The organism is Pseudoalteromonas arctica A 37-1-2 (assembly GCF_000238395.3).
In the GTDB taxonomy this organism is placed as follows: Bacteria; Pseudomonadota; Gammaproteobacteria; order Enterobacterales; family Alteromonadaceae; genus Pseudoalteromonas; species Pseudoalteromonas arctica.
The window spans coordinates 501,983-514,654 of the sequence record NZ_CP011025.1; the positions used below are offsets into that span (position 1 = coordinate 501,983).

Annotated in this window: 11 protein-coding genes; 3 read left to right on the forward strand and 8 right to left on the reverse strand. The window is 37.9% G+C overall.

Annotation, left to right across the window (positions count from 1 at the left end):
- Positions 1–13: 13 nt before the first annotated feature.
- From PARC_RS02220 to PARC_RS02235, 4 genes are read right to left on the reverse strand one after another with little or no spacing between them, the layout of a single operon-like run.
- A complete protein-coding gene (locus tag PARC_RS02220; RefSeq protein WP_010554093.1) occupies positions 14–922 on the reverse strand; it encodes a CopD family protein in 909 nt (302 codons plus the stop codon).
- Positions 923–933: 11 nt separating this feature from the next.
- Positions 934–1,341 carry a copper resistance CopC family protein gene (locus PARC_RS02225; RefSeq protein WP_010554094.1) on the reverse strand — a complete coding sequence of 136 codons (408 nt, stop codon included), beginning with the start codon at positions 1,339–1,341 and terminating at the stop codon, positions 934–936.
- Positions 1,342–1,363: 22 nt separating this feature from the next.
- A complete protein-coding gene (locus PARC_RS02230; protein WP_010554095.1) occupies positions 1,364–2,227 on the reverse strand; it encodes a copper resistance protein B in 864 nt (287 codons plus the stop codon).
- Positions 2,224–4,047, reverse strand: a complete 1,824-nt coding sequence (locus tag PARC_RS02235) for a copper resistance system multicopper oxidase (RefSeq protein ID WP_010554096.1) — start codon at positions 4,045–4,047, stop codon at positions 2,224–2,226. Before PARC_RS02235 ends, PARC_RS02230 begins: the two co-directional genes overlap by 4 nt.
- Positions 4,048–4,213: 166 nt before the next feature.
- Between PARC_RS02235 and PARC_RS02240 the strand changes: the two genes are divergently transcribed.
- Both PARC_RS02240 and PARC_RS02245 read left to right on the forward strand, forming a co-directional pair.
- Positions 4,214–4,900: a heavy metal response regulator transcription factor gene (locus tag PARC_RS02240; protein ID WP_010554097.1), complete on the forward strand. Its 687-nt coding sequence runs from the start codon at positions 4,214–4,216 to the stop codon at positions 4,898–4,900.
- Complete coding sequence (locus PARC_RS02245; protein ID WP_010554098.1) at positions 4,890–6,287, forward strand: heavy metal sensor histidine kinase; 1,398 nt, start codon at positions 4,890–4,892, stop codon at positions 6,285–6,287. The genes PARC_RS02240 and PARC_RS02245 overlap by 11 nt, the downstream gene beginning before the upstream one ends.
- A gap of 110 nt (positions 6,288–6,397) precedes the next feature.
- On the opposite strand, the gene PARC_RS02250 is transcribed toward PARC_RS02245, so the two are convergent.
- Positions 6,398–7,405 carry a hypothetical protein gene (locus tag PARC_RS02250; protein ID WP_010554099.1) on the reverse strand — a complete coding sequence of 336 codons (1,008 nt, stop codon included), beginning with the start codon at positions 7,403–7,405 and terminating at the stop codon, positions 6,398–6,400.
- A 169-nt stretch (positions 7,406–7,574) separates the two neighbouring features.
- Positions 7,575–7,754, reverse strand: coding sequence for an Arm DNA-binding domain-containing protein (locus PARC_RS21960; protein ID WP_337589867.1), 180 nt, complete (start codon positions 7,752–7,754; stop codon positions 7,575–7,577).
- 234 nt (positions 7,755–7,988) lie between these two features.
- Between PARC_RS21960 and PARC_RS02260 the strand changes: the two genes are divergently transcribed.
- The gene (locus PARC_RS02260; protein ID WP_010554101.1) at positions 7,989–9,761 is read left to right on the forward strand and encodes a hypothetical protein; all 1,773 of its coding nucleotides are present in this window, start codon (positions 7,989–7,991) and stop codon (positions 9,759–9,761) included.
- Positions 9,762–10,614: 853 nt separating this feature from the next.
- Here the strand turns inward: PARC_RS02260 and PARC_RS02270 are convergent.
- Both PARC_RS02270 and PARC_RS02275 read right to left on the reverse strand, forming a co-directional pair.
- Positions 10,615–12,003, reverse strand: a complete 1,389-nt coding sequence (locus PARC_RS02270) for a DEAD/DEAH box helicase (protein WP_010554102.1) — start codon at positions 12,001–12,003, stop codon at positions 10,615–10,617.
- Positions 11,997–12,581: a VspR family transcription factor gene (locus PARC_RS02275; RefSeq protein ID WP_010554103.1), complete on the reverse strand. Its 585-nt coding sequence runs from the start codon at positions 12,579–12,581 to the stop codon at positions 11,997–11,999. The genes PARC_RS02270 and PARC_RS02275 overlap by 7 nt, the downstream gene beginning before the upstream one ends.
- Positions 12,582–12,672 lie beyond the last annotated feature (91 nt).

Below are 12,672 nucleotides of genomic sequence, written 5' to 3' on the forward strand. Positions count from 1 at the left end.
TTTTTATTAATCGTTAAATAGGCGGACCAACAAGTGTGGTAAATACACTTGTTGTAATAAGTACAAATAGGGCAATTACTATTTCAACAGTGATCGAGCGTTTTAATATACTTATATGGTGTTGTTGAGTGATTTGCGGGACTAAAAAAAGCTTATGCCATGCACCTAGTAACAGCATCGCGCTGACGAGTAACAGCTTTAATAAAATTAGTTGCCCATAATTTGATGTAAACAATGCAGAAAATGACTCTAGGTACTGCAGGAGCAGAGTTAAGCCCGAAATAAGTAGTACAAATACAATAACAATAGCGAGTTGACCAAAGTAATGCATTAACCGCTTTACTTCACTGGTAGGTAGTAAAGTGCAGCTTTTGTAAAGCGGCCACAATGACCCTAACCAGCTCGCAATGGCAATAAGGTGAAAGGTTAAAATACTTTTCACTAACTCATTTTCATTTGCACTGTGCCCAGTAAAAGTGAAGCTATAAGCGATAAACCCAAGCATGATTAGTATAACGGCACCGTTTTTATAACCTGCTACGTTATCATCTGATTTCACATTCCACATACATGCGCTAATTAGAGCAATAATAAGCGCTGGTATTCTAAACGTTGCTTGGTCACCTATGACTGATTGCCAAACAATTTCAAGCATAAAGGGGTCAAACATTCCCATAAAGCCTGATTCAGCCATTGCTCCAGCTTCTATTGGTACTTGTAAAAGTGCAGCAATACTACCTGTAACTACACACGTAATTTGCCAACGTTTTAATAACTGATAAAAGCTAATTAAGTGATGCCCTGCAACATTGCTGTTGCCACACATAAAGCGTATTAATAAAGTGCCCGCAAGCCCTGCAATTGCGATATAGCTTGCTAGTTTTAATAATAGTAAGAGTACTGACCATTCACTTAATTGCATTATGTTGCTACTTAATGGTTATGTTTGCTGTGGGTATTAGATTGTTCTTGCATCATCTTGTGCGATTCACTTTTGTGTACCATAAATCTAAACGTGTCGGTCATTTTATGTCCATCACCACCGAGTGCTGTCCATTTAACCGTGTAAGTGCCTTGGGCTAGGCTCGGTAATGACCAACTAAAGTCTGTGCTTGGGGTAGAGCTTGGTTTGAAATCAAAGTTTATTGATTTATTTTTTTCATCTTTGATGATGACTTTTGCTAGCCTTACTTCACCACCAAAAGTTAACGAAAGTTGCTCTGGGCTTTTCATTAACATGGCTTCTTGCGCAGGTGTTGATTGCTTGAGTGATATATGCGCTGATGCGGAAAATGTAAGTACTAAACCTAAAATCGCTACTGCAGAATTAAAAAACTTCATAATTACCTCTTATTTAAAATGATTAAAACCAAAATTTAATACCCGCAACAAATGCGGTGTTGTTGCTACTTTGTCCACTTGATGTGGCATAGTCGGCGGTATTGCCAAATTTATTGCTCCATTCAACGCCAATATAGGGCGCAAACTGGCGTGTAAATTCATAACGAACCCTAAAGCCAATCGCGCTGCTTGATAGGCCACTTCCAAGTTCGTTTTGTTTATCGTTTTTGCCATAAAGTGTAATTTCGGCTCGCGGTTGTATAATTAGCTTTTGCGTGAGTAATAGTTCGTACTCTGCCTCTAACGTAAATGCGGTATTGCCTCGCTCACCTACGTATGCTGTCATATCAAGTTCAAACCAATAAGGGGCTAAACCTTGTAAGCCAAAAGCCAACCATTGCCGATTTTCACCTTCTTTATTGTAATCAAGACGAACACCTGCTTGAGTATCCCAATATGCTGATACGGCGTGACCCCATAAAATATCGGTTTGGTTTTCTTCAATACTTCCTTCGCTGAAATCACCCTCGGTTTTAATTACCAATCGATCAAAGGTAGTGCCGTACCATGCTTGTAAGTCAAATACACCTGCGTTTGCTTGCTCGTTATATTCAAGACGATCGCCTAGTAATGCGTAAAATGGATGCTCATCAGCGAGTGTTAATCGCTCATTGCCCTCAAGCGCATATGGGCCTTCTGTTAAAGTTGTTCCCGCAGAGTAAGCATGGGGGTCTCTTGCATCTTTAGGTGCACTTCCTCCTTGTGGTTGCATCTTAGCGCTATTCATTTGTGCCATTTCACTTTGCGCTAATAAAGGGAAACTAATTAATGAAGCCCCTGTTAACATTAATAAACCTAATGATTTAGATAGTTTTAATTGTTTCATGATACGACTACCTCTCTAAACATACCGGCATCCATATGGAATAATAAATGGCAATGCCAAGCCCAGCGACCTACATCGTGAGGGGTGGTTAAAAAGCTGATTCTTTGTGCGGGTTGAACAGGTATCGTATGACGTCGCACTTGCACATCACCTTGCTCGTTTTCTAAATCACTCCACATACCATGCAAATGCATAGGGTGTGTCATCATGGTATCGTTTTGTAAAATAACTCTTAAACGTTGGTTATGCTTCATATGCACTGGCGTGCTTTTACCAAATTCTAAGCCATCAAATGACCAGCTATAACGCTCCATGTTTCCGGTTAAATGCAGCTCAATTTCAGCTTCTGGCTTTTGCTGGTTAGTGATCCCTTCAAGTGAGTGTAAATCTGCAAGTGTTAAAACACGGCGACCATTTTTACGTAAACCAATACCAGGATCATCAAGATTTGTTCTAGGCATATCAACGCGCATATCAACTGAAGCTCCATACTCCGTTTTTGCATGACGCACTTTAGAGCTGGCAACCGCCAATGGGTTTTCAGACATACCATGTTTGCTATGATCCATCGCCATTGCACCGTGCCCCATAGCGCTATGATCCATTTCTTTAGAGTTCATACCTGACATGCCTGCCATACCAGCCATTGCAGAATGCTCACCGCCGTGGGTCATATTGCCCATCATATCGGTCATCGTTAACCATTCAACAGGGTCAAGTGCAGGTACTGGCGCATCAATATTAGGCGAGCTTGATAAAGTTCCTTTTGCGTAACCAGAGCGATCCATACTTTGAGCAAAAATCGTATAGGCATCATTTTTAGGCTCAACAATTACGTCGTAGGTTTCACCAGGGCCGAATCTAAATTCATCAACTGTCACTGGTTCAACGTTTTGCCCATCTGCTTGTACAACCGTTAGTTTTAACTCGGGGATACGCACGTCAAAAAAGCTATTACTAGAGCCATTAATAAACCTTAACCTAAGCTTTTCACCGACTTTAAATAATCCACGCCAGTTTGCCATTGGAGTACTACCGTTCATTAAAAAAGTCATTGCTGATGCAGATAAATCAGCTAAATCTGTAGGATTCATTCGCATCTGATTCCACATTTTTCGGCGCTGTAGAGCATTTGAAATACTGCTGCTTGAAACGTCATCGAAAAACTCTGGGACAGTGGGTTGATTGAAGTTAAATACATCACTCTGTACTTTTAATTTACGGAACAGCGCCATTGGGTCATCATCAGTCCAATCAGATAATTGAATAACATGCTCGTTATCTGCACTAATAATATCGTTTTCTCGCGGTTCAATAATTAATGCACCGTACATGCCAGTCATTTCTTGAAAGCCACTATGTGAGTGATACCAATATGTACCGCTTTGTTGCAGTTTAAATTTATAAACAAAGGTTTCGCCCGGCATAATGCCTTTAAAGCTGATACCTGGTACGCCATCCATTTGATACGGTAAAATAATGCCATGCCAATGAATTGAACTCGGTACTGATAACTTATTTGTTACTCTAATAGTAACGTCATCGCCTTCTTTGAGGCGCAAGGTAGGAGCGGGTATAGATCCATTGATAGTTGTCGCCATACGTACTACGCCAGTAAAGTTAACCGGCGATTCATCTATAACCAGATCAATTACTTCGCCGCTAAGTTCGGGTACAGTGCCTGTTATTGTTCCTGCTACTAAAGATGATGCAGCATGTAATACACTCGGAAAAGCAGCAAGTACACCTCCTGCAATTAAGCCTTGAACAAATCGTCTTCGTGGTGTGCTAACCTGTTGTGATGACTTTTTAAACCCCATTTCCTTACTCCTTCATAGCAGAATATGTATTGAGTATAGAAAATAGACCTGTCTTCAACATGACGCGAACATTACAAAGTTGTAATCTTGGTGTCATGTTGCTGTAGTGACAGATACTGCATAATATTTGCAGAGGTAGTTGTTAGGACTTTAATGAAGGAATTGTATGCGCTTATTAGTTGTTGAAGATGAAGCAAAAACGGGAGATTATTTAAAACAGGGACTAAGTGAAGCTGGTTTTCAGGTTTCTTTGGCGCGCAATGGTCTTGACGGTCATCACCTAGTAATGACCGAATTATTTGATGTAATAATACTTGATGTCATGTTACCTGACGTATCCGGTTGGAAAATTTTACAGTCGCTACGTGAAGCAGATAACAAAACCCCAGTACTATTTTTATCTGCTCGCGATAGCATAGACGATAGAGTAAAGGGGCTCGAACTTGGTGCTGATGACTATTTAATAAAGCCTTTTGCTTTTGCTGAAGTTTTAGCAAGAGTACGCACTCTTATTCGCCGTGGTGCAGTACAAACAGTTGACGATATACTGATAGTTGCTGATTTAGAAATGGATATTCCAAAGCGAAAAATACAACGTGCAGGCAAGCGTATTTTATTGAGTAATAAAGAGTTTAGCTTACTTGAACTATTGTTACGGCGCGAAGGTGAAGTACTGCCACGTTCGTTAATTGCTTCTCAAGTATGGGATATGAATTTTGATAGCGACACCAATGTGATTGATGTTGCCATTCGTAGGCTAAGAGCAAAAGTTGATGATGACTTTACTGTTAAATTAATTCATACAGTTCGTGGTATGGGCTATAAATTAGAGGTTGAAACTGATGGCTATTAAGTCACGGCCTTTATCACTTACGATGCGTGTTGTGTTGTTTGTGGCTGTAACCGTTATTGCGTGCTTAACTTTAGTTGCCACCTTAATAAATAGTTCGATAAAACATCATTTTTTCCAGCAAGATAGTAGTGAACTGCATGTTATTAATCAATCTATTGAATTAGTTTTAACACAACACTATAAATCAAACCTGAAACTTAAAAATGAATTATCTAACGCTGTAGCGGGTCATCACGGTGTTTACTATCAGGTAAATACCGCAAAAGGAGATCTCATTTTTCAAAGCTCTGAACGAGATTTTAGTGATTTTGTAATGAGTGCTAAGGCTTCAACTGGCTTTAACCGTAACAACATTACCTCATGGCAAAATGATACCCACACCTACCGAGCTCTGGTGAGTAATTTAAGTACTGAGCAACAGCAATACAAAATTACTACAGCGATAGACATGAGCTTTCATTTACACTTTCTCAATCAATTTCAACAAAGCCTTTGGGCCATTATGTTTGGCTCAGCGGTACTCATTTTATTGGTGGCTTGGTTTGCTATACATCAAGGATTAAACCCTTTACGAGGTTTAAGTCAGAAAATACACGATATCCAAACTAATAAAATGGATGTAAGGCTCGATGAAAATAAAGTGCCTATTGAGCTTGTTAATATGGTGCAGTCGTTTAACTCAATGCTCGACAGGCTCCAGGGTGAATTTATTCGCTTATCAAATTTTTCTAGTGATATTGCTCATGAACTACGAACTCCACTAACAAATATAATTACTCAAACACAGGTTGGATTATCTAAAAAAAGGCAGTTGGAAGAGTATCAAGAATTATTGTTTTCTAACTTAGAAGAACTTGAGCGATTAACTAAAATGGTTAGTGATATGCTTTGGCTCGCAAAAACTCAAAATGGGCTAATTAAACCCGTTCAAAACACTCTAAAAAGCCATGATGAAATTGAAGTGTTATTTGAGTATTTTGACGCTTTGGCTGAAGACTCATTGATTGCATTTAATAAAAAAGGTCAAAACCTTTGTTTTTATTGTGACAAATTACACTTTCGCCAATTATTATCAAACTTACTATCCAATGCAATTAGATACGCCCCAAAAGGCTCATCAATCACTGTAAACAGTGAAATGACCACCGCTGAAAAAATATGCATTTCAGTGATTAATACAGGGGAGAGAATACCTTCTGAGCATTTACCTTATTTATTTGACCGCTTTTATCGACCTGATAAGTCGCGGCAACGACACAGCGACGGAGCAGGTTTAGGGCTTGCAATAGTTAAAGCTCTAGCGCAAGCAAACGGTGGAGATATAGAGGTCAGTTCAAATAATCAAACTACCAGCTTTAAAGTTTATTTAAATTTAGTTAAAAGCTAATTATTAAAACCAATAACTCAATGTTTGCTTGTAGCTCTTTGGCGAAGTTCTGCTAAGTGTCAATTGCGGCCATTGGTAACGCCCTAATCAGCCGACGCATCAGTGAACGGCTATATTTGCTTATTAGATTTGTAGTGCAATATTCTAGTATTTACGCCTAAGAATTCATAAGCCGCAGCAGCCTTCATTACCAAATCTTCGTCTCTACACAAAAACAAATGACAAAATGAAGCAACACCTGCATGGGTCATATCACTAAAAGATGCCCGAAATCTTCTATCTTTTTTCATTTTAGAATCACGATAGTATCCGAGAAAATTCAACTGATGATAGACTGCGTTGACCTTCTCTTGAATCGTCCGCTCTCTATCCGAATCGGCTTCAAAGCTATGTGGCTTTACCCCGAAGAATGTTCCTATATCTATTTCTGAGAATCCTTCAGTGTCTGATAACATCTGCCATATTTTTTCCACCACGTTTGGCGGCTTTACATTTTTTAATATAACTGGTCTGATTCCCGTTTTGGCCTGGAACTCTGAAATTGGGGATCCATCTCTTTCATCAAGTTCCTTTGCTACTCTCGAAGTTTGACTGCTCATTAATGCAGGCAAATCCTGAATAAGCTTTTTGATGCCTTCTATATCTATGGTGTCATCCGACGAAACTTCGTCAATTCCTTCAAATGCTTCCTTTATGTACTTTTGTAAATTAGCAGCGCCTTGCTGGAAGATTTCCTCGAAAGATCTATCCGGTTGCCCCCCATAAAATTTCATGAGCATCTCAGACATGCCAAAATCGCCATCAGAGTTTTCCAATTGATTGGCTAAAAAGCGCTTATAAATATCATTGGGGAGAACTGAATGAATATTTGCCTGACCAGTTTGTTTGAAGTTTTGATCAAGAATTGGCTCTATATACTTTGCCTCGATCTCTTCTAGTAGTTCAAGAAAATTACTTTCATGACCTAATGACCGCTGAACTTCCTTTAGAGTCTCGTCTGAATAGACTGGAGTGAAGCCATTGTTTTTAAGTAACTCTATAACCCGATGAGAGTCGCCTTTAGTCATCAAGTCTAATACGTTGTGATCTAGATATACCAAAATACGGTTGTCTTCCATAACTTCCTCTTAAAGCTAACAGCTTATTGAACACCATTCTGGAGTTTATAACACAGCAAAACAGCGATTAATTATACGCTATTCATCATTAGGTTAAACTTTACCAGCGTCCGCTCATAGCTCCCAAGCCGAACTTCCTCAAAGTGCCATGAGCAGACATTGAAGATTCTTAATGTGTGAAGTCGAGATTTGACCCCATTTGCTTCACATTTGCTTCCTCTTTACCGCACAATTTTCGAGCAGCCAAAACATCAATATTAGGAAACCTCCCTATAGTTATACTGCATTTTCTACCTTGGTAGGTATAACGAAAAAGGAACCGTTTACTACCAATTTTCTTACCGGACAAACACTTTAAGCCAATACCTCATTATCTGATACTTCAAGTTCTGTTGATCTTGCTTCAGATGGGTTAGTTGGTAATGCCTTAATGTTTGCATTGGTGAATCTAAATTTTTTTTGCATATCAAAACCTCGATAATAATTAAATAACAAGGTTTTGATATGTGTTTAAAATCTAAAGAGAAACGAGTAATATGGTATAAAAGTTATACACAATAAAAATAATTCAAGGGAAGCTATCATGATCATTGATGATCTAAGTGTCAGTAAAAATGCTCAATTTTATGTTTTGGTTAAACCACTAACCATCAAAGTGGTAGATGACACTCTAAAAGACGTATCTAAAGATAAAATTGGAAACTATTTACTTAAAGAAGTTAGAGTAAATTACTCGACTAATACCAACAAACAAGTCACCTATTCCTTTGTGGCGTATAAAGTTGAAGTTGAACCCTCATTCATTGAAAACTCCACGATTAAAGAACAGAAGTATGCCTATTTACTGCTAATTGAGTGTGGTGACACATTAGCAATACTCAAAAAGTACGTTGACTCGCCAGAGAAATATTTCGAAAAATTCATTAACGATTTTGACTACGATAAATTCTGCCATTTCCATGGAAATAAAAATCCTGAATATGAAAGAGTTACAATGAAAAACATGAGTATTTCAAATGCAGTTATAAGATCTCGGTCTTTAGAAGCAAAAAGCTTGAATGGTATTTTGTCATCAAACTCTTCAAGTAGATCAATACCTAGCAACTTTAGGTTAAAAATAGGTCAAGATGTTTATACTTTAACCCCAAATACATCTAGGGTTAGCCATCGCGATAAAAAATCTGGATTTGATAAACTAGCAGATTGGATTATAGAAATTAAAGAAGAAATAAAGGTTACAACAAATAGTAGTAGTGAATTCTTAAACAATTTTGCCTCACCAATTTGTTTAGAGGATATTATTAAGGCTGGGAACAAAGTTGTCGCTATTCTTTTTGACTTAAGTGAAATCGAAGAAATGGTTTCCAAGGGACATGCTACTTTAGAAAGATCAGGCGGAGGGCAGTTAAATAAAGTTAAACTTGACCGTTTGTTTAATCAATTCAAGATGCCAATAGAAGTTGACGGAAATATTATAAAATTACGAGGTGTTCCACTTGCTGGAAAAATCACTTTTACAAAGACATTAATAACCGTTAGTAACAAGATTCTAAACAGTATTACAGTTAAAGAAAATGGTATTTCACCTTATACACTTGGATCTTACTTAAATAAGAATAAGCCATTTTCTGCTGTTTTCGATTGCCCAAACTATTCTTACTATTCCAGATCCTGCTTTGAAGACAAAGGGCTACTTAACAACATACCCTCTATCTTAAACATCTTCGATGATACTTATAATTTTGACCAAGTGATCTCTGAAAAAGAGAAACCACATACCCCAAATATTACAAGGTTTCCAAGCACATCATTATTTAGAGCTGTAGAAGACCTGTATTGCCAACCTCACGATATAGTAATTTGTGATGATATGAATGATGAATGGGCAGACCACATCGCTATAGATCACAGCAGCAATTTACCATCGATATCATTCATACATTCTAAATTTGCGAAAAAAGATACATACGGAGCTAGTGCCTTTCATGATGTTGTGGCTCAAGCACTAAAAAATATTGGCAGGACACAAGCAGATAAAAGTCTATTTAAGAAAAAATATGACAGTGAATGGCACAAAAATTATGAGAGTACCAACATAGCACGAGTAACAGGCGCACAAAGCTGGAATGACATTGAGCAATCTTTAGACATAGTATTTCAAAATCCAAATTCGATTAAAAAAATCATATTAGCCACTCCATTTCTTAAAAAGAGTAAGTTGGCAATAGAACTAAATAAGGTAGCTAACGGGCAAAAATGTAAGCCACATTATGTTCAACTTATCTGGCTAATTAATACCTTCATTAGTTCTTGTAAAGAATTCGGTGTTCAAGCTCATATTTTATGTAAGCCATGATATTTTGGATTTAACATACCTGTTAAAAGATTAAATTTCAGGAAGAAGACAGTAAAAGCACTTAAACCAAGCTAAGAAGTACCGGAGTTCAGGAATATCCAATTTGATTGACTGGAAGCAGTTATTGCTAAACCTGTTAGTTCGGGTACTCTTTATTTGGATGTAATTTGATGCATCGACGCACATAATACGCACAGACAAAAGACCGGGTATGGACCGGGGACCATATATTGGTTTTTTATTACTGATTATTTAGGGGCATAATAAATTGATTTATGTCGTAATGTGATGATTTAAATTAGCTGAATTACTATATTTCAGGCACAAAAAAACCGACTTCTATTGTCGGTAATTTCTGTTATAGCCCTTTGAGAACAAGGGAAGAATGGTACCAGCGGTCGGACTCGAACCGACGCGTTTTTCGACAGTGGATTTTGAATCCCCATGCATACCAATCTCATCACGCTGGCATTTCTTCTTCTATAACTTCAAAATTTATGCAGTCCGTGCAAAGGATTTTGAATCTAGCGTGTTTACCAATTCCACCACACTGGCACTAATCTTTTAAAGGTATATCCTAATGAAAATATATCATTAGTTGCAGATTTTATACTTATCTGTAAAGTTTTTCAGTAATTTAGAATAACTTAACTTGGAGACCTAAGGGAGACCTAAGGGGTCAAGGGAGACCTAAGGGGTCAAATCTTGACTTCATACATCATGACCTAAGGGGTCAAATCTTGACTTCATACATCATAATTTTTGACAGTCCGCTTTTCGCTCATAGCAGCCTGCCAGATGAAACCTAAGCCTAATAATTAAAACTCTCTGAACTGATGTTGATTACTTCAAATTACTTTATTAAAAACGTCTCTATCACTTGCTCTCTAAATCCGCCAAAGGCTTGTAAAAAACTTAATTCTTTGGGCTCAGTACTCAGCTGACTTGATTCGTTTGAACACCATGAAAATAGTAAATCATCAATTTTATCAGTCGGCTGAGTAGCGGGTCTAGTGGAGCCTGCCTTTTTATGAGTCTCGGTTCCAAAATACTCATTTGCTATAGCGTTATTTCTTATTAGTACGCATGTGTCAGGTAGCTCTTGGTCGATTCTATTTGCAAAGGTGGTTAGTGTTTCTTCGGCGAGGGTGAATAACCAAGCTTCTTGGTTTGGTGAGCTGTTTACTCTTAATATACGGCCAAGCACCTGCCTAAAATAAAGCTCGGTTTTAACTCTGCTTAAATGGCAGCATATCTGTAGCCTTGGTATGTCAGTGCCTTCCGACACCATTCCAACGCTTACAATCCATTGTGTGTAGCTAAAGCGAAAATGATTGATTCTATCGCCAGCATCACTTTCTTTGTAAGTAACTATGGTTGCTGATTGATGGAAAATCTCTGTAAGAACCATCACTATCTGCTCTGCATGCTCAACAGAAGAGGCAACAATTAACCCTGCGGCATTGCTATTCTGCTGCCTAATAGTGGCAAGTTTACTTACCCCTTGAGCAACAATGTAATTGATTACAGCTTCGTGCTTAATTAGATCTTGGTAGGAAATCGATGGATCTTTTAGCAAAGACTTTAATGAATTATAGGTTTTAGTTTCCTGTTTCGTGGTTGTTACTGAAATCTCTTCATTATCAATTAAAACAATTTTAGGATTGCGACAAACTCCATCAGTTACGGCCTGTTGCAGAGAGTAAGTGTAATTACACTGAATTCTATTGTCAGGATCGCTATAAGTCGCCAGCGCAATAGGGAGAAGGTCAGAGCGCCAAGGTGTGCCTGTCAACGCTAATGTGAAAGCAGCGTGCTGTTGAATGTTTTTAACAATATCTTGCCCCCATACATTGGCATCCTCGATGCTTGAACCAGCACAGTGATGAATCTCATCAAACACCACAAACACGCGGTTGTTCTTTAATAGCTTCCAGTAGTCGTCATTAAAAAAACGCATATTTTGATAAGTATACGAGCAACCAACTGAGCCAATAACACCGTCAAAATTACAATTTAATCGTTTAGCCAACGTCTTTCTTATGCCATTTGCAACCTCACTAGAAGGTGAAAAACAAATCACAAAGTCTATTTGCTTAGTATCAAATAAATAAGCGGTTACTTCTGCTGCCAACACAGTCTTACCGGCCCCAGGTGTAGCCAAACAAAAAAAGTGCTTATAGCTTTGGGAATAATGCTTTTTAACTGCCGATAAGCAGGCTGTTTGCCAAGCCCTCAACATAGCTGCTTTTCAGTTTTTTCATTACCCAGTAAAGTCTGCAAAGCATTTATTTTGCCAAGTAATTTTATCGATTTTTCCTTAGCCTGTGAGTGATGCTGTTGCAGTTTTTTATGTAGTTTAGGGTAACGTGCAGTTAGGCGCCTGTACTCTTTAGCTTCTTCAAGCAAAGTACTCAAATCAATTTCATATGTTAATAAATCTTTTTTAAGCTCTTCTTGGTACTCAATAACTTTAACTGTTTCGGTCGAAATATCAGGAGCGCCAATATTTTCAGTAGTTATTTGTTTTGCTTTGGTTCCTCTTGAACTTGGTAAAATTTCTAAATTTAAAAATAACTCCGTTTTTGAATAAATAACTTCCTTAACTCCTTTGCGTAATTTATTGGTTCGTTTTAAAAGCCCTTTTGCAACATTACGAGTTAATTGACGATATATAAACTTTCGGGTTTCTACTGGATCAGTAAACTCAGATTGTTCACGCAATAAAGCCTCTTTGGCTTGCGTCACAGTGAAATTATTCATCTGTTTGATTACCAAAAGAAAATGTAAAAATACATTCATATTCGCTTTTTTACTCATTGCTAAACCTTACCACTCACCATAAACTTAGGATTCCTAAGTATACATGCTCATGTAAAAACTAGACAATCATTTAAATGTGAGAGTTACC